Origin of the sequence: Mesorhizobium sp. M1428 (assembly GCF_040317515.1) — a bacterium.
GTDB lineage: Bacteria > Pseudomonadota > Alphaproteobacteria > Rhizobiales > Rhizobiaceae > Mesorhizobium.
The window spans coordinates 1-16,628 of record NZ_JAMYKT010000030.1 but is presented as its reverse complement, the minus strand read 5'-3'; the positions used below and the strand labels follow the sequence as shown (position 1 = coordinate 16,628).

The following is a 16,628-nucleotide window of genomic DNA, read 5'->3' as shown; positions in this document are numbered from 1 at the left end:
GAACGTCTGCGCCCTCACGCCGTTGTCTGGCCATTATGGATATACGCGGTTTTCTGTTGTTCTGGTCGGTTTTGACCGCCATCGTCGCTGCGCTCAGCCTTGGGCCGTCCTTCGCCCATGTGCTGGAATCGGTGCCGCGGCTGACCAGGTGGTCGCCTTCGCTCTGGCGTGAAACCACTGTCTTCAACGCTCAGTTCCAATTCTTCGCGATTGTCGGCGCACCGCTGGACGTGGCCGCGATCGTCTGTCCGGGCCTTCTCGCCTGGATGCTGCGCAGCGACCACCCGGCATTCTGGTGGGTCTTGGCCGCCACCGTGCTTTATCTGATAGCCCTCGTGGCGTGGTTTACCCTGGTCAAACCGGCAAACGATGTCCTGGCCACCTGGGTGCCTGGACCGATCCCGGACAATTTCGAAACTATCCGGAGCCGCTGGGAAACCGGCCATATGGTCGTCACCGGCTTCAAGGCCGTTGGTTTCATAGCGCTCGCAATCGGCCTGCTGTCGATCAGGCGCGGCTGATCCGGTTGCGCACGTCCGCAGCCCTTTTGTTGCGCCGGTCAATGTGCTGTGGCAGAAGCGGCCGAGCCGCCTTCCGGAGATGCGCCTTCTTGAAACCTTCTCGCGACAAACGCCGCGACAGCCGCCCGCCCACGAAGGGCGGGGCGGAGCAGCCGCGGCGGCGCGATGCCGGCCTGACCGTCGGCTCGGAGCCTAAACCGCAAGACCGGTCCGAGCCGAAAGCCGCGCCGCGCCCTCTATCCCGCCGCGATGGTGCGCTGCCTGCCGAACATCTGCCGCTGATCCTCGAGGTCGGCCCCAATCAGGACTACGCGCTGCTCGACAGCGGCGCCGGAGAAAAACTCGAGCAATACGGCCCCTACCGCATCGTTCGGCCGGAGGGCCAGGCGATCTGGCAAAAGGCTTTGCCGGCCAGGGACTGGGAGCGCGCCGACGCCATTTTCACCGGCGATACCGACGAGGAAGGCATCGGCCGCTGGCGCTTCCCCAAGACGCCGCTCGGCGAGACCTGGCCGATGAAGCACGACGGCATCGACTATCTCGGCCGCTTCACGTCGTTTCGCCATGTCGGCGTCTTTCCCGAGCAGGCCTCGCACTGGGATCACATGGCCGGGCTGATCGCGGCGGCAAAACGGCCTGTGAAGGTGCTGAACCTGTTCGGTTACACCGGCCTTGCCTCGCTGGTGGCGGCGCGTGCCGGCGCCGAGGTCACGCATGTCGATGCTTCCAAGAAGGCGATCGGCTGGGCGCGCGAAAACCAGGAGATGGCGGGCCTGTCGCAAAAGCCGATCCGCTGGATCGTCGACGATGCCGTGAAATTCGCCGAACGCGAGGAGCGCCGCGGCAGCCGCTACGACATCATCCTGTTCGACCCGCCCGCCTATGGCCGCGGACCGAAGGGCGAGGTCTGGCAGCTGTTTGAGGACCTGCCGGCGCTGACCGACATCTGCCGCGCCATCCTGACGCCGAAGCCGCTCGCCGTGGTACTGACCGCCTATTCGATCCGCGCCTCTTTCTTCGCCATCCATGCCCTGATGCGCGACACCTTCGCCGGCATGGGCGGCACGGTCGAATCGGGCGAATTGATCATCCGCGAGAATTCCGCCGGCCGGGCGCTGTCGACCTCGCTGTTCTCACGCTGGGTGGCTTGAATGAGTGCGTACGAACGGCATGCAGGCGCGCCAGGGCAGGTGAAGGAAGTCACCAGCCTCGCCAACCCGCTGGTCAAGGACATCAAGGCGCTCGCGTTGAAGAAATTCCGTGACCAGCAGAATGCCTTCATTGCCGAAGGCCTGAAGCTGGTCATCGACGCGCTCGATCTTGGCTGGTCGATCAGGACATTGGTCTTCGCCAAGGCCGGACGTGGCAATGCGGCAGTCGAAAAGGTCGCGGCGCGCACGGTCGCCGCCGGCGGCACCGTACTTGAAGTCTCGGAAAAAGTGCTGGTCGCTATCACCCGCCGCGACAATCCGCAAATGGTCGTCGGCGTGTTCTCGCAAAAATTCCTGCCGCTGAAAGACATCCGCGCCCGTGACGGCGACGTCTGGGTGGCGCTCGATCGGGTGCGCGACCCCGGCAATCTCGGCACCGTCATCCGCACCGTCGACGCTGTCGGCGCCAGGGGCGTCATCCTGGTCGGCGAGACCACCGATCCCTTTTCGGTCGAGACGGTGCGCGCCACCATGGGCTCGATTTTCGCCGTGCCGGTCGCCAAGGCGTCGCCCGAAGCTTTTCTCGCCTGGCGAACGAGCTTTCCCGGGCTCGTCGCCGGCACCCATTTGAAGGGTGCGGTCGACTACCGCTCGGTCGATTTTTCAAAAGGTCCGGTGCTGTTGGTGATGGGCAACGAGCAGCAAGGCCTGCCTGACGAGCTTGCCGCAAGCTGCGACAAGCTGCTGCGGATACCGCAGGCGGGCCGCGCCGATTCGCTCAACCTGGCGGTGGCCACCGGCGTCATGCTGTTCGAGATCCGGCGCGGCGCGCTGAAGCTCGGCCCGGAGGACGCCAGATCGTGACATCCCAAGCCGTGAAACTGCAAACCATGAAGTCCTGGAGGCCGTATGCTCTTCTGGTCGTCGCCGCGATAGCGCTCGACCAGTTGCTGAAATATCTGGTCGAAACCGGCCTTGCCTTTCAGGAACGGCTCGACCTGCTGCCGTTCCTGGCGCTGTACCGCACCTACAACACCGGCATCGCGTTCTCGCTGTTTTCGTCCTTCGGCGACACCGGCCTGGTGGTCGTCGCGGTTCTGGTGGTCGCTTTCGTGCTCTGTCTTGCGGCCCGCACGCCGCCCGGTCACCTGCTTGCCCGCATCGGCTTCGCACTGATCGTCGGCGGCGCGCTCGGCAACCTGATCGACCGCGCTGCCTATGGCCACGTCATCGACTATGTCCTGTTTCATACGCCGGTCTGGTCCTTCGCCGTCTTCAACCTCGCCGACGCCTTCATTTCGGTCGGTGCCGTGCTGGTCGTCTTCGACGAACTCATTGGCTGGCGGCGCGGAACGTCGGGCGATTGACCTCACTCGCCTGGCGCCGCACATTCTGATCTGCAAGCCCGAGGAGAAAAAATGCCCGAAACCTTCAAAGCCATCCTCGTTTCGCGCGACGCCGAGAAAAACCAGTCGGTCGCGGTGACCGAGCTTACCGAGGCAGACCTGATGGAGGGCGACGTCACCGTCGCGGTCGAGGCGACGACGGTGAACTACAAGGACGGCCTTGCAATCACCGGCAAGGCGCCGGTGATCCGCCGCTGGCCGCTGGTGCCGGGCGTCGATTTCGCCGGCACCGTCATCTCGTCTTCCAATCCCGACTGGCGCAAGGGTGACAAGGTCATATTGAACGGCTGGGGCGTCGGCGAGACGCATTTCGGCGCCTATGCCGGACGCGCCCGCGTCAAGGGCGACTGGCTGGTGCCGCTGCCGGACGGCATGAGCCCGCATGAAGCGATGGCGGTCGGCACGGCCGGCTACACCGCCATGCTTTGCGTCATCGCGCTGGAGCGCCACGACATCGTGCCCGATCGCGGCCCGGTGGTGGTGACGGGCGCTGCCGGCGGCGTCGGCTCGGTCGCGGTCTCGATCCTGTCCAGCCTCGGCTATCACGTCGTCGCCTCGACCGGTCGCAGTGCCGAAAGCCCCTATCTAACCGACCTCGGCGCCGCGGAAGTGATTTCACGCGACGAGCTTACCCAGCCGGCAAAACCACTCGCCAAGGAACGCTGGGCCGGCGGCGTCGATGCGGTCGGCAGTCACACGCTGGCCAACATTCTGTCGATGACCTCCTATGGCGGCGCCGTCGCCGCTTGCGGCCTCGCCGGCGGCATGGACCTGCCGGCAAGCGTCGCCCCCTTCATCCTGCGCGGCGTCTCGCTGCTCGGCATCGATTCGGTGATGGCGCCCAAGGCGGTCCGCCTCGAGGCCTGGCGCCGCATCGGCGCCGATCTCGATCACGCAAAGCTTGCCAGCCTGTCGACGAGCATCGGCTTCGACGGCATCATCGGCGCCGCGCATGACATCGTCGAGGGTAAGATCCGCGGCCGCGTGGTGGTGGACATATGAGCCTCCAAAGGGACAAAAAAGAGCGCGACCGCTAAAATTCGAACGATCAACCACAACCTTCGATAAGCTCTGTCTGGCAGGAGTTCCGTATGATTGCGGAACCCGGCATCAGAGATGCGGAACCAGCCGAACGGGCCGACGGGACGGCCCCCGAGGCACCAGGACGGCAACTTGTCGCCGCGCCACCGCTGGCGCCGGAACTACCGGCCGCCAACCGCGAAGGCCTGCCCTTCCTGACGCTCGTCGCCATCGTCGTGCTGGCAGGCCTGTCGCATCTGACCGGGGCGCCGATCTTCATCACCATCGGCCTTTTGGCGACAGCCATCGCCGGGCTCGCCATGCATCTGCGCAACAGGCGTACCGAGCGCCGCGCGGTGGCCCTGCTCGATGCCACGACCGCCCGCAGCCGCGCCGAAATCGAGACACTGGCCGACCGCATGTGGGAGATGCAGGAGAGCGAGGAGCGCTTTCGCGGGCTGATCGATGCACTCGGCGATCTCGTCGTCCACCGCGACCGCGACGGCCATATCGTCTACGCCAACAAGGTTTTCGCCGACCTTGTCGAAACCGACCAGCGCGACCTCGCCGGCAAGACCCTGGCCGAACTGGGCATCGATGTCGGCATCGTTCCCGACGCCGCCTTTTCCGACCATGAATGCCTGAGTTCCACCGATGTCGCCATTCGCACGCCGGACGGCCCACGCTGGTTCTCTTGGATCGAGCTGTCGGTGCGCGACAAGGACAGCGGCGCCGTCTCGCATCGCGCCATCGCCCGCGACATCACCGCCCGCAAGCGCGCCGAATCCTCGCTGATCACCGCCCGCGAGCGGGCCGAATATGCGAGCCAGGCCAAATCGCGCTTCCTCGCCACCGTCAGCCACGAGATCCGCACGCCGATGAACGGCATCATGGGCATGGCCCGGCTCCTCGCCGACACCAGCCTTTCGCCCGAGCAGCGGACCTATGTCGGCGCCATCTCGACCTCGGCCAGCGCGCTGCTGGCGCTGATCGAGGACCTGCTCGACTACTCCAAGATCGAGGCCGGCCGCTTCGATCCCGAACCGCAGCCGATGTCGGTGCGCGAGATCGCCGACAATGTCGTCGAGCTTTTGGCGGCGCGGGTTTTTGCCAAGGATATCGGCCTCGGTTGTCATGTCGAACCCGACGTGCCGCAGCTGATCACCGCCGACCCCGGCAGGGTCAGGCAGGTGCTGCTCAACCTCATCGGCAACGCCGTCAAGTTCACCGACAGCGGCGGCGTCCTGGCGAGCATCGGCCGCGTCCGCACCGAATCCACCGACCGCATCCGCTTCACCATCACCGACACCGGCCCCGGTCTGCGCGAGGAGGACATGGAGCGCATATTCGAGGACTTCGAACAGGCTGACGGCACCTCGACCCGTGCGCATGGCGGTGCCGGCCTCGGTCTTGCCATTTCCAAGCGCCTGGTGACCGCCATGGGCGGCACCATCTCCGTGTCGAGCCGGCTTGGCCAGGGGTCCGAATTCGTCTTCGAGATTCCCGCTATTTCCGCCGTCGAGGCGCCGCAGATCCGCCAGGACGCCCTTTCGGGCCGGCATGCGGTGATCGTATCGAAGAACCTGGTCGAGGCCGAAGCCCTCGCCCGCACCATTCGCGCCAATGGCGGCACGGTCGATCTGGCCGCCGCCGCCGCCCAGGCCACCGCTTTCGCCGAGAGCTGTGACGTGCTGCTGATCGATGCTGCCATGGAGCAAAGCGACGGCAGGCTGCTCAGGCGCCTGCGCCAGAGCGGATTTGCCGATTGCGAGGCGGTGACGCTGATCGCGCCGACCGACCGCGGCATGCTTGGCGAGTTCCGTGCCAACGGTTACGCCACCTTCCTGGCAAGGCCTGTGCGCGGCGAAACACTGCTGCGTGTCCTGTTGACCAGCCATGCGCCGGTCATCGCCGAGCCGCAGCTGCAAAAGCGCGGCGCGCTGGCTGGGCACGCCATTGGCGGCCGCCAGCAAGGCCTGTCGGTGCTGATCGCCGAGGACAACGACATCAACGCCATGCTGGCTCGCGCCACGCTGCTGAAGGCCGGGCATCGCGTCAAAGTGGTTGGCAACGGCAAGGCCGCCGTCGAGGCGGTCATCAGCACCGGCCACAAGCACCGCTACGACGTGGTGCTGATGGACTTGCATATGCCTGTCATGGACGGTCTGGACGCCATCGCCGCCATCCGCCGCCATGAGGAGGAGACCGCGGTGCCGCCGGTACCGATCATGGTGCTGTCGGCCGACAGCCAGGAAAAGACCCGCCACGCCGTGCTCGCTCACGGTGCCAGCGGCTTCGTCACCAAGCCGCTTGACCCCGATGCCCTGGTTCATGCGGTCGAAGGGCAAGCGGCCGCCTGAGGCACAACCTAGACGGTCGATAGATTACCCAGCCGACGAAGTATTGCCCGCAGAGCCGTATCACGGTACTGTCACAATCCTGTTGCACCTACACCGTATCCCCGTGCCAAGAGGGATGGCTCGAAGGAGAATCACTCGTGCATACAGTCATGCCGGAATGTGATGCTCGGCCGAACGCCAGCGGGCCTTTGCTCGTCGGCCGGAACGCCGATGCCGTCATAAAAGGCGCATCGCTCGGCCGCATCGGCAATCTCGAAGTGCGGCTCGCCCGCAACGAGGCCGAGATCGCTGCCGCGCAGGAAGTGCGCTACCGGGTGTTCTACGACGAGCTTGGTGCCAGGAAGGACCTGTTCCAGATGCAGGACCGCCGCGATGCCGATCGCTTCGATCCCCTCTGCGACCATCTGCTGGTCTTCGATACTTCGCTTTCCGGCCCCGAACATCGCCGCATCGTCGGCACCTACCGCCTGCTGCGGCAGGAGATTGCCGCGGCGGCCGGCGGCTTCTATTCCGAAGGCGAATTCGAGCTGACCAAGCTGATCGCGCGGCATCCCGGCCAGCGCTTCCTCGAGCTCGGCCGCTCCTGCGTTCTGCCGGAATACCGCTCGAAGCGCACCATCGAGGCGCTGTGGCAAGGCATCTGGGCCTATATCAACCATTACGGCATCGGCGTGATGACCGGTTGCGCGTCGTTCCACGGCACCGTGCCGGCGGCACATGCCGAGGCGCTGACCTATCTTGCCCACCACTGCCGGACGAATTCATCGTGGGACGTGCGTGCCGTCGCCGGGCGCTATTGTTCCATGGATCTGATGCCGATCGAGGCCGTCAATGCCAAGGCGGCGATCGCCGCGATGCCGCCGCTGGTCAAGGGTTATCTGCGCGTCGGCGCGCGCATCGGCGACGGCTGCGTCATCGACCGTGAATTCTCGACGGTCGACGTGTTCGTGGTGATGCCGGTCAAGGAGATCGGCGCCCGCTACGTCAATTATTATGGCGGAGAAGCGCAGCGGTTTGCGGCCTGAGTAGGGGAGTAGGCGGAGAGAAGGCAACGGCCGGAGTAGGCAATTGCTCTACCTTACCCGACGTAGCGTTATTCCCTACTCCCGTACTGCCCTATTCCCCTACTCCCCTAACTTACGCATCCTTCTCGGCCTGCTCATTGACCGGCCCCGGCTCGACCGGTGCTTCGCTTGCTACATGCTTGGGGCCGCCCTTGGCCACGCCGACCATGGCCGGCCGCAACACGCGCTCGCCGATCGAATAGCCGGGCTGCACGACTTGCACGACCGTGTTGGCCGGCACGTCGGGATTGGGCACCTCGAACATCGCCTGGTGGAAATTCGGATCGAATTTCTCGCCCTCGGGTTCGAGCTTCTTCACGCCGTGACGTTCCAGCGCCGACAGCATGGCGCGCTCGGTGATCTCAACGCCGTCGATCAGCGCTTTGAACCCGGCATCGCCCGAAGCTTTGGCCTCCTCCGGGATGGCATCCAGGGCACGGCGCAGATTGTCTGACACCGAAAGCATGTCGCGGGCAAAGTTGGCGACCGCATAGGCGCGCGCATCGTGGACGTCGCGGGCGGTACGGCGGCGCAAATTCTCCATGTCGGCCGCGACGCGCAGTGCGCGATCCTTCAGCTCTTCGTTTTCCTTCAGAAGCCGCACAAGCGCTTCATAGTCGCCGTCGACGCCGCCTTCCCTTGGCTCCGCGGCAGCCTCGGTCTTCTCGGCTTCGTCGGGCGCGCGTTCGTCTTTTGCCTGGTCGCTCATCGCCGTTTCCCGTCATTTTCGAATGGTGTGGATTTGCGCCCGATATCGAGGTTTAGCGGCCAAAAATCAAGGGGCAAGCGCTACTGCAGCCGCTGTCGCGGCCTGATGGCGGGCCGCGCAAACCTTTCGATTTTAATTCAAACTTTACCGTGACCGCCGGCTTTGCTTGCCAGGCTACTACAATGCGGGAACCATTCCTCCCTTGGAAGAGTTTCGAAGCCGACACAGGATTTTGAGATGATGCCCCGCAGGAACGGCGAAAAACGCGACGGGCTCGCCGCCGATATCCGGCGCCAGCTCGGCACCGAGGCGACCAAGCGCTTTCTGCGCACCTTGCCGGCTTTCCGCACGGAGTCCGATATTCCCGACCGTCTGAAGGAATTGCTCGACCGCCTGGACGGCGTGGAAGCCAAGGTGGTCGCAGGCGGGCGCCGTCGGTAGGCGCCGTTGCCGGCGCCGCGCCCGGCGGTTGTGGCCGGCATTCCTTGCCATCGCGCGACATTTACGCGCAGTAACTTTGCGTGATCTCCGCCTTGCGGCAGCGCCCTGCTCCGCCTATGTTTCATGATGAACATGATTTCCCCCGAAGCTGTGGCAAACAGCAAGCGCGCCTGGTTGAAAATCCTGTCGCGCTATAAAAAGCCCGACAGGCGTCGCAGCGCCGTCGAACTCGCCATCACCCTCATCCCCTTCGCCACGCTGTGGGCACTGTCCTCGGCCGCCTATGCCTATGGCCATTGGTGGGGTCTGGTCCTCATCCTTCCGGCAGCCGGCTTTCTGGTGCGGATCTTCATGATCCAGCACGATTGCGGCCACGGGTCCTTCTTTGCCAACCGCTATGCCGACGACTGGATCGGCCGCGTGCTTGGCGTGCTGACGCTGACGCCTTACGATTGCTGGCGTCGCGCCCACGCAACCCATCACGCCAGCGCCGGCAATCTCGACGAGCGCGGCACCGGCGACATCAAGACACTGACCGTCGCCGAATACCGGCAACTGTCGTGGCGGGGCCGGCTCGCCTATCGCCTCTATCGCCATCCGCTGGTGATGTTTGGCCTTGGCCCGATATGGATCTTCATTTTCGAGCAGAGACTGCCCTTGGGCATGATGCGGGGCGGCCTCACCCCCTGGGTGTCGTCGATGTCGACCAATCTCGCCATCGCGGTCATCGCCGCGCTGCTCATCTGGTTCGTTGGCCCTGGCGCGTTCCTGGTCGTGCATTTGCCGATCGTCATCCTCGCCGGATCGGCCGGCATCTGGCTGTTTTATGTCCAGCACCAGTTCGAGGAGACGGAGTGGACAAAGGACTCCGAGTGGGAATTCCAGCACGCTGCCCTGCACGGTTCGTCCTATTACGACCTGCCGCCGGTGCTGAACTGGATCACCGGCAATATCGGCGTCCACCATGTGCACCACCTCTCGGCCAAGGTGCCATGCTATCGGCTTCCGGAAGTGCTGAGGGACTATCCGGAGCTGCGTGAGATCGGCCGCGTCACGCTCCTCGACAGCCTGCGCTGCGTCAAGCTGGCGCTGTGGGACGAGAGCCGCAGCAAACTGGTATCATTCCGCGAAGCGCGGATGGCCGTGTAGACGCACCGCCGCACGAAGAGTGCGGCGGCTCCAAATTCCGAGCTTAAGCCGCCCGGCGTTGGTCGCGCATCAGGATTTCGCCCTGGCGGATCTCGGTGCCCAGCACTTTCAGGCATTCGCGCATGAAGGCGGCAAGGCCCGGCCAGCCCTTGGCCGACACAAGATTGCCGTCGACATGAGCGCCGGTCGGCGCAACATCGATATAGATGCCGCCGGCCAGCGTGACTTCCGGCTCGCAATATTGCAGCGCCGCAACCTCGCGGCCGCGCACCACGCCGTCGACTGCAATCAGGATCTGCACGCCGTGGCAGATGGTGAAGATCGGCTTGCCCGTTTCATGGAAATGCCGCACCAGCGCCTGCACGCGCTTGTCGATGCGGATATATTCCGGCCCGCGCCCGCCCGCCGCATAGACGGCGTCGTATTCGGCCGGGTTGACCTCTGAAAACGTCTTGTTGAGGATGTAGTCGTGGCCGAGCTTTTCCGTATAGGTCTGGTGGCCTTCGAAGTCGTGCAGCGAGGTCTTCAAGATATCGCCGGCCTTCTTGTCGGGACAGACGACATGGACGGTGTGGCCCACGGCGTGCATGGCCTGTTCAAAGACGAAAATCTCGTATTCCTCGCTGAACTCGCCAACGAGCATCAATATCTTCTTGCCAGCCATATCCGGTTCCTCCCTTGTGGCCACATTTATTCGGATCGCGAAATAATGGGCCTATCGTAAGGCGGAGAGGCGCAAAATAAAAGGCTGAATCGGGAATGTGGTCCGACCAGATAGGGCTTCTGACACCTGGAGCGGATCAGCCGGCGCGCACCCGCCGCCAGGAATATTTCGGGCCTTTGGCCTCCGGCTTCACCGACGGTTGGTAGGACAGCGGCAGTCCGCCGGTGCGGCCTTGCTCGAGCCGCTTCAGCAGCACCGGGTGCGAGATCTCGAATTCGTCGAAGCCGAGGCGCAGCATGTGCGGCAGCTGGTCGACCAGCACCTGCCCGGTGGCGCGCATGGCGCCGGCGAAGTGGTAACGGCTGCGCAGCAATTCGCCCTTGGAGAACGAGCGGCCGTCATTGAACGCCGGGAAGGCCAGCGCCACCAGCGACAGCTGATCGAGCAGGCCGGCGATCTTTTCGAGCTGGTCGCCGGGCTGCAGCAGCACGCCGATGCGTTCCTTTGCCGACCGCCGCACCTCCGGATCGAGGCCGAGAAACGCCTGCAGCGGCAGGATGACGCGGCCATTGCCGACCAGCGCCTCGGCGCTTTCGGCATGAACCCACTCGTCCTCGCGGAACCCATCCGGTGTCCACAGCCGCGTGGCGTTTTCGGCTATCAAGTCGCTCATCAAGAAATTCCCAAGTCCAAAATCTGAATGCCAAAAATCCTGGATCCCAAAAAAGACCCTAAAGCGAGGCGTCGGTCAGCGACCTTTCCAGCCCCGACAAATGGATGCCGCATTCGGTCTTGGCGTGCCCGGCCCAGCGGCCGCTGCGCGCGTCGTCGCCCGGCTGCACCGGCTGCGTGCATGGGAAGCAGCCGATCGACAGATAGCCATAGGCGACCAGCGGGTTTTCACGCAGCGCATGTGCGCGCATGTAGCCGGCCTGGTCCGATGTCGTCCAGTGCGCCAGCGGATTGATACGGATACGCGAGCCGACCGCCTCGAACACCGGAAGCGCTGCCCGGGTCGCCGCCTGGAAGCGCTTGCGGCCGGTGAACCAGGCGCGGAACGGCTCGACGCCGCGCGCCAGCGGCTCGACCTTGCGCACGTCGCAGCAGGCGTCGGTATCGGTCTCGTTCAGATTGCCGGTCGGGTCGATCCTTGCCAGCGCCGCATCGTCGGGCTTGATCACCCGGATATCGGTCAGCCCGAAATCGGCGACCAGCGCGTCACGATAGCCGAGCGTCTCCTCGAAATGCTTGCCGGTGTCGAGAAAGATCACCGGCAGCGTGCGGTCGATCTCGGCGATCATGTGCAGCAGCACCGCCGAATCCGCGCCGAAGGACGAGACGGCGGCGATTTCGCCGTGAAAGAATTCCCGGGCCGACCGCTCGATGATCTCCAGCGGCTTCAGATGGCCATAGAGCGCGTCGAGACCTGCCGCTTGGGCGGCGATGCCGGCCTCGACGTCGACGATCCGGTCAAGCGGCCTTGGTTTCGCCAGCATAGAGTGCCTCCTTGAACGGCGCGGGACCGACTCGGCGGTAGGCGTCGATGAATCGTTCGTTTCTGTCCAGCCGAAGCCCGAGATAGGTCTCGACGATCTGCTCGATGGCATCGGTGATCTCTTCCGAACTGAAGCCGCGACCGATGATCTCGCCGACCGAGGTGTTCTCGTCGGCCGAGCCGCCGAGCGTCACCTGGTAGAGCTCGGCGCCTTTCTTCTCGACGCCGAGGATGCCGATATGGCCGACATGGTGATGGCCGCACGCATTGATGCAGCCGGAAATCTTCAGCTTCAATTCGCCGATCTCGCGCTGGCGCTCCAGCGAGGCGAAGCGCCGCGAAATTTCCTGCGCCACGGGAATCGAGCGCGCCGTCGCCAGCGCGCAATAATCGAGGCCGGGACAGGAGATGATGTCGCTGATCAGGTTGGAATTGGCCGTCGCCAGCCCGATATCGACAAGCGCGTCGTAGACCGCCTTGAGGTCGGCCCGCGCCACATGCGGCAGGATCAGGTTCTGCTCGTGACTGACGCGCAGCTCGTCGAATGAATATTTTTCGGCAATGTCGGCGACCGCTTCCATCTGGCTGTCGGAGGCGTCGCCCGGCGTCTCGCCGATGCCCTTAAGCGAGATGGTCACCGCCGCGTAGTCGGGATGGCGATGGGTGACCACATTCTGGTCCAGCCATTCGGAAAAGCTCTTGGAGTCGAGCCGGGCAAGCTTGACCGCCTCGTCGCCTTCCGGCCGGTCGACAAGCGCCGGCGGCGCGAAATAAGCGTCGATGGCTCGGATGTCTTCTTCCGGCAGCTTCAGCTCGGCGTCTTTCAATTCCTGCCATTCGGCTTCGACCTGGCGGGTGATCTCCTCGACGCCGGTCTCATGGACGAGGATCTTGATGCGCGCCTTGAACTTGTTGTCGCGACGGCCGTAGAGATTGTAAACGCGCAGGATCGCCGTGCAGTAGGACAACAGATCCGCTTCGGGCAGGAAGTCGCGGATCTTCTTGGCCACCATCGGCGTGCGGCCCTGGCCGCCGCCGACATAGACGGCGAAACCGAGCTCACCGGCGGCGTTCTTCTTCAGGTGCAGGCCGATGTCGTGCGTCTGGATGGCGGCGCGGTCGCGCTCGGCGCCGGTCACGGCGATCTTGAACTTGCGCGGCAGGAACGAGAATTCCGGATGCACCGACGACCATTGCCGCAGGATTTCGGCATAGGGGCGCGGATCGGCAACCTCGTCGGCGGCGGCGCCGGCGAAGTGGTCGGCGGTGACGTTGCGAATGCAGTTGCCGCTGGTCTGGATGGCGTGCATCTCGACGCTTGCCAAATCCGCCAGGATCGCCGGAATGTCCGACAGCGCCGGCCAGTTGAACTGGATGTTCTGGCGCGTCGTGAAATGCCCGTAACCCTTGTCGTATTTGCGGGCGATATGACCGAGCATGCGCAGCTGCTTGCTGTTCAGCGTGCCGTAGGGCACCGCGATGCGCAGCATATAGGCGTGCAGCTGCAGATAGACGCCGTTCATCAGGCGCAGCGGCCGGAACTGGTCCTCGGTGATCTCGCCGGCAAGCCGCCGCGCGACCTGGTCGCTGAACTCGGCGGCGCGGGCCTTGACGAAATCGTGGTCGAACTCATCGTAACGGTACATATTCAGGTCTTTCCGGGCGCGTCCGCCCGTTATTTTCTTCGTTCGAGCATGATCGGGATCATGCTTGTGTCATCTATGCCGCGCGTGCGGCTTGCGGACGGGCCTGCTTGCCCAGATCGTTGCGGGTCGTCGGGCCGGCGGCACGGATCTTTTCCCGCAGCCGAACCGCCTCGACCACGCCGTTGGCCACGATTACGTCGATCAGGTTGACGTCAACGACCTCGTTGGCGGCGGAAGCCTTGGCGCCAATCGCCTCCAGCCGGTCCTCGGCCGCCTTGTCATGGGCGATGTCGGCATGGTCGATGGTCTCGGCCCAGCCGCCATTGGCGTACCAGACGGCTATGCCGTCGGCGAGGCGGTTCGCGGTCAGGACTTTCATTGGTTCACTCCTTGCGCGGCAGCACGGGCCACGCCTTCCTGCCTGTGTGCCGCCAGCGGCTCGGACCGTTCGAAATTGGCGCCGGCGACCGCGTCGCCGATGATGGTCATCACCGGGCCGCTGAGGTCGGCGCGTGCCTCCAGCGACGGCAGGTCGGCGAGCGTGCCGTGGAAACGGCGGCGGTTGGCAAGGCTGGCGTTCTCGACCACGGCGACGGCGGTATCCGGCGACAGGCCGGCTTCGATCAGCCGGCCGGCGACCTCGGCGGCGACCGAGCGGCCCATATAGACGGCGACTGTCGCGCCGGAAATGGCGAGCTTTGCCCAGTCGGGCAGCGAATTTCCCTTGAGGTCATGGCCGGTGGTGAACACCATAGACGACGACACGCCGCGCAGCGTCAGCGGCAGTTCGAAATCGGCGGCGGCGGCGAAGGCCGCGGTGACGCCCGGAACCACTTCGTAGGCGACGCCGGCATCGCGAAGTGCCGCCATCTCCTCGCCGGCCCGGCCGAACACCAGCGGGTCGCCGGACTTCAGCCGCACAACGCGCTTGCCGGCGTGGCCAAGCTCGACCAGCAGCGCATTGATCTCGGCCTGGCTCTTGGAATGGCAGCCCTTGCGCTTGCCGACCGGCAGGCGCTCGGCGTCGCGGCGGCCCATGGCGACGATCGCCTCCGGCACCAGCGCGTCATGGACGATCACGTCGGCTTCCATCAGCAGGCGATGGGCGCGCAGCGTCAAAAGGTCCTCGGCGCCGGGACCAGCGCCTACAAGCGCGATATGGCCCGATGCCGGTTCGTTCGAAAGCAGCAGGCCAACGGCCGCATCATGCGCCTGCGAAAGCTCGCCGGCCTCGACGGCGCGCGCCGGTGCGCCGCCAAAGAAATCGCTCCAGAAGCGGCGGCGGGCATTGCCTTTTGGCAGCAGTTTTTCGGCGGCGTCGCGAAACGATGCGGCAAGGGCTGCGAGCGGACCGAGCGAGGGCGCCAGCATGCGGTCTATGCGGCTGCGCAGCATCTGCGCCAGCACCGGGCCGGCGCCTTCGGTGCCGATGGCGATGGCGACCGGTGCGCGGTTGACCAGTGCCGGCGTGAAGAAATCGCAGAGCTCCGGCCGGTCGACGGCATTGACCGGAATGCCCAGCCGGCGCGCATCCCCGGCAACGCGGCGGTCGAGCGCCTCATTGCCGCTGGCGGCAAACACCATCACCGCACCATTGAGATGTGCTGCATCGTAGGCGTCGGCAATGTGGATGGCCCCCGTCTCGGCGATAAAGGCCAGCAGATCGGCGCTTGCGGCATCGCCGACGATGCGCAGCACAGCGCTCGACTGCGCGAGCAGCCGCGCCTTGGCCAGCGCTTCCTCTGCGCCGCCGACGATGGCGACGGCTTCGCCCTCGACCCGCATGAAGACGGGAAAGGCATTGAGCTTGGGCGTGGCTTGCGGCATGACGAGCGGAATCCTGGAACCGTTTATCAGTTCTACGCGCGGGCGCGAAAAACCAGAAGGCACCCACTCGCGCATCGCTTCGTAGCAGGCAATCTCTTTTCTGCAAGCATGAAGGCCAAGAGAAAAATATTCCACATTCAAATGCGGAGCGGATTGAAGCTGCTGTTGCGGCCCTTGATCCGCTGCCGTTCTAGCGGCTGGCAGAGCCGGCTACAAAACAGATTTTTCTAAATTCTATCAATTTAGTAGATTAAAGCCGCCGAATGCCAACCGAGCCATCAAAGGCGGCCCGGCGCTCTCGCCGGCACTTGTCGGAATACTGGGTCCGAGTACCGGAACATTCCCGCCTCGGCACGCGTTTGCCCTATGGGCCCAGGCCCGGTCATGCCTCCGCGGCAAAGGCTTGGCGATGGGCTTGAAAAATCAAAAAAGGAGCGCCCCATGAGCAACGTCAGACTGAAACGCGGACTGTGGATCGTGGTGGCAGATGGGGAAAAGGCGCTGTTCCTCGAGAACCGTGGAGACGTCCAATATCCCGACCTTCAGGTCGTGCACGAAATGGAGCAGGAAAATCCGGCAACCCGGGAACAAGGCACGGATCGCCCCGGCCGCTACAGCGACGGCCCTTCCGTCCATCGCAGTGCGGTCGAGGACACCGACTGGCACCGTCTCGGCAAGGAGCGTTTTGCCGAAGAGATTGCCGACAGGCTCTACAAACTCGCGCATCGCGGCACCTTCAAGGAGATCGTGCTGATCGCGCCGCCGCCGGTGCTGGGCGACATGCGCAGGAAGCTGCACAAGGAGGTCATCGACAAGATAATGGCGGAAATTCCAAAGACGCTGACCAACCACAGCATACCCGATATCGAAAACCTGCTGCAGGCGACCTGATCGGGGCATCGGCAGCGCGCAAATTCCTAATTAGTCGCCAGGCTGGAGAGGCCAGGGCAATCGCATCAGGTTTGCGCCGCCCCTCACCCTTACCCATTCCGAGGCGAGCCGCTTGTCTCGCCCGTCCTTCGGACCCCCGTGAAGAACGGGGTGAGGGGGTCGCCAGCGTTGCGTCCAAGCCCCTTCTCCCCCGTTCTGCACCTATCGGATTCACACATTTTGCAGATTGAGTTTGGTTCCGTACTTGATGGCGTGGAATTCGGCGAGGCCGATGCGCATGACCT

The 16,628-nt window shown here is 64.5% G+C and carries 17 protein-coding genes; 10 read left to right on the top strand and 7 right to left on the bottom strand.

Annotated features, from left to right (window positions below; all coding sequences use genetic code 11):
- The first annotated feature begins 35 nt into the window (after positions 1–35).
- The 7 genes from NKG60_RS27720 (at position 36) to olsB (ending at position 7,483) form a co-directional block, all read left to right on the top strand.
- Positions 36–521 (top strand): anthrone oxygenase family protein, encoded by a 486-nt coding sequence (locus NKG60_RS27720; protein WP_352665644.1) that lies wholly within the window; start codon positions 36–38, stop codon positions 519–521.
- Between the two features lie 89 nt (positions 522–610).
- Positions 611–1,672 (top strand): RsmD family RNA methyltransferase, encoded by a 1,062-nt coding sequence (locus tag NKG60_RS27715; RefSeq protein ID WP_352665645.1) that lies wholly within the window; start codon positions 611–613, stop codon positions 1,670–1,672.
- Positions 1,673–2,536 carry a TrmH family RNA methyltransferase gene (locus NKG60_RS27710; protein ID WP_352665646.1) on the top strand — a complete coding sequence of 288 codons (864 nt, stop codon included), beginning with the start codon at positions 1,673–1,675 and terminating at the stop codon, positions 2,534–2,536.
- A 26-nt stretch (positions 2,537–2,562) separates the two neighbouring features.
- A complete protein-coding gene (gene lspA, locus NKG60_RS27705) occupies positions 2,563–3,039 on the top strand; it encodes a signal peptidase II (protein ID WP_352665658.1) in 477 nt (158 codons plus the stop codon).
- 51 nt (positions 3,040–3,090) lie between these two features.
- Entirely contained in the window at positions 3,091–4,080 is a 990-nt protein-coding gene (gene acuI, locus NKG60_RS27700) for an acrylyl-CoA reductase (NADPH) (protein ID WP_352976089.1), read from the top strand.
- A gap of 89 nt (positions 4,081–4,169) precedes the next feature.
- The gene (locus tag NKG60_RS27695) at positions 4,170–6,458 is read left to right on the top strand and encodes a PAS domain-containing hybrid sensor histidine kinase/response regulator (RefSeq protein ID WP_352665648.1); all 2,289 of its coding nucleotides are present in this window, start codon (positions 4,170–4,172) and stop codon (positions 6,456–6,458) included.
- Positions 6,459–6,607: 149 nt separating this feature from the next.
- A complete protein-coding gene (gene olsB / locus NKG60_RS27690; RefSeq protein ID WP_292664606.1) occupies positions 6,608–7,483 on the top strand; it encodes a l-ornithine N(alpha)-acyltransferase in 876 nt (291 codons plus the stop codon).
- Between the two features lie 112 nt (positions 7,484–7,595).
- Here olsB and grpE read toward each other — a convergent pair whose 3' ends face one another.
- Complete coding sequence (gene grpE, locus NKG60_RS27685; RefSeq protein WP_023675250.1) at positions 7,596–8,231, bottom strand: nucleotide exchange factor GrpE; 636 nt, start codon at positions 8,229–8,231, stop codon at positions 7,596–7,598.
- Positions 8,232–8,468: 237 nt separating this feature from the next.
- Here grpE and NKG60_RS27680 point away from each other — a divergent pair, with 237 nt between their 5' ends.
- Both NKG60_RS27680 and NKG60_RS27675 read left to right on the top strand, forming a co-directional pair.
- Positions 8,469–8,672, top strand: coding sequence for a hypothetical protein (locus NKG60_RS27680; RefSeq protein WP_023675249.1), 204 nt, complete (start codon positions 8,469–8,471; stop codon positions 8,670–8,672).
- Positions 8,673–8,798: 126 nt separating this feature from the next.
- Positions 8,799–9,821: a fatty acid desaturase gene (locus tag NKG60_RS27675; protein ID WP_023675248.1), complete on the top strand. Its 1,023-nt coding sequence runs from the start codon at positions 8,799–8,801 to the stop codon at positions 9,819–9,821.
- 43 nt (positions 9,822–9,864) lie between these two features.
- Here the strand turns inward: NKG60_RS27675 and NKG60_RS27670 are convergent, their stop codons facing one another.
- The 6 genes from NKG60_RS27670 to cysG form a co-directional block, all read right to left on the bottom strand.
- Positions 9,865–10,485, bottom strand: coding sequence for a DJ-1/PfpI family protein (locus NKG60_RS27670; RefSeq protein ID WP_352665649.1), 621 nt, complete (start codon positions 10,483–10,485; stop codon positions 9,865–9,867).
- A 136-nt stretch (positions 10,486–10,621) separates the two neighbouring features.
- On the bottom strand, positions 10,622–11,158 hold the full coding sequence (locus NKG60_RS27665) for a DUF934 domain-containing protein (protein ID WP_352665650.1): 537 nt from the start codon (positions 11,156–11,158) through the stop codon (positions 10,622–10,624).
- Between the two features lie 58 nt (positions 11,159–11,216).
- Complete coding sequence (locus NKG60_RS27660) at positions 11,217–11,981, bottom strand: phosphoadenylyl-sulfate reductase (protein ID WP_352665651.1); 765 nt, start codon at positions 11,979–11,981, stop codon at positions 11,217–11,219.
- Complete coding sequence (locus NKG60_RS27655) at positions 11,956–13,626, bottom strand: nitrite/sulfite reductase (RefSeq protein ID WP_352665652.1); 1,671 nt, start codon at positions 13,624–13,626, stop codon at positions 11,956–11,958. The genes NKG60_RS27660 and NKG60_RS27655 overlap by 26 nt, the downstream gene beginning before the upstream one ends.
- A gap of 73 nt (positions 13,627–13,699) precedes the next feature.
- Complete coding sequence (locus NKG60_RS27650) at positions 13,700–14,005, bottom strand: DUF2849 domain-containing protein (RefSeq protein ID WP_352665653.1); 306 nt, start codon at positions 14,003–14,005, stop codon at positions 13,700–13,702.
- The gene (gene cysG / locus NKG60_RS27645; RefSeq protein ID WP_352665654.1) at positions 14,002–15,453 is read right to left on the bottom strand and encodes a siroheme synthase CysG; all 1,452 of its coding nucleotides are present in this window, start codon (positions 15,451–15,453) and stop codon (positions 14,002–14,004) included. Before cysG ends, NKG60_RS27650 begins: the two co-directional genes overlap by 4 nt.
- Before the next feature lie 441 nt (positions 15,454–15,894).
- Between cysG and NKG60_RS27640 the strand changes: the two genes are divergently transcribed.
- Positions 15,895–16,344, top strand: a complete 450-nt coding sequence (locus tag NKG60_RS27640; protein WP_352665655.1) for a baeRF12 domain-containing protein — start codon at positions 15,895–15,897, stop codon at positions 16,342–16,344.
- The last annotated feature ends 284 nt before the right edge of the window (positions 16,345–16,628 follow it).

Excerpts from the sequence above, each read along its gene's own strand:
- NKG60_RS27720 (WP_352665644.1), top strand. The coding sequence starts at position 36 with ATGGATATACGCGGTTTTCTGTTGTTCTGGTCGGTTTTGACCGCCATC.
- NKG60_RS27710 (WP_352665646.1), top strand. The coding sequence starts at position 1,673 with ATGAGTGCGTACGAACGGCATGCAGGCGCGCCAGGGCAGGTGAAGGAA.
- lspA (WP_352665658.1), top strand. The coding sequence starts at position 2,563 with ATGAAGTCCTGGAGGCCGTATGCTCTTCTGGTCGTCGCCGCGATAGCG.
- acuI (WP_352976089.1), top strand. The coding sequence starts at position 3,091 with ATGCCCGAAACCTTCAAAGCCATCCTCGTTTCGCGCGACGCCGAGAAA.
- NKG60_RS27695 (WP_352665648.1), top strand. The coding sequence starts at position 4,170 with ATGATTGCGGAACCCGGCATCAGAGATGCGGAACCAGCCGAACGGGCC.
- olsB (WP_292664606.1), top strand. The coding sequence starts at position 6,608 with ATGCCGGAATGTGATGCTCGGCCGAACGCCAGCGGGCCTTTGCTCGTC.
- grpE (WP_023675250.1), bottom strand. The coding sequence starts at position 8,231 with ATGAGCGACCAGGCAAAAGACGAACGCGCGCCCGACGAAGCCGAGAAG.
- NKG60_RS27680 (WP_023675249.1), top strand. The coding sequence starts at position 8,469 with ATGATGCCCCGCAGGAACGGCGAAAAACGCGACGGGCTCGCCGCCGAT.
- NKG60_RS27675 (WP_023675248.1), top strand. The coding sequence starts at position 8,799 with ATGAACATGATTTCCCCCGAAGCTGTGGCAAACAGCAAGCGCGCCTGG.
- NKG60_RS27670 (WP_352665649.1), bottom strand. The coding sequence starts at position 10,485 with ATGGCTGGCAAGAAGATATTGATGCTCGTTGGCGAGTTCAGCGAGGAA.
- NKG60_RS27665 (WP_352665650.1), bottom strand. The coding sequence starts at position 11,158 with ATGAGCGACTTGATAGCCGAAAACGCCACGCGGCTGTGGACACCGGAT.
- NKG60_RS27660 (WP_352665651.1), bottom strand. The coding sequence starts at position 11,981 with ATGCTGGCGAAACCAAGGCCGCTTGACCGGATCGTCGACGTCGAGGCC.
- NKG60_RS27655 (WP_352665652.1), bottom strand. The coding sequence starts at position 13,626 with ATGTACCGTTACGATGAGTTCGACCACGATTTCGTCAAGGCCCGCGCC.
- NKG60_RS27650 (WP_352665653.1), bottom strand. The coding sequence starts at position 14,005 with ATGAAAGTCCTGACCGCGAACCGCCTCGCCGACGGCATAGCCGTCTGG.
- cysG (WP_352665654.1), bottom strand. The coding sequence starts at position 15,453 with ATGCCGCAAGCCACGCCCAAGCTCAATGCCTTTCCCGTCTTCATGCGG.
- NKG60_RS27640 (WP_352665655.1), top strand. The coding sequence starts at position 15,895 with ATGAGCAACGTCAGACTGAAACGCGGACTGTGGATCGTGGTGGCAGAT.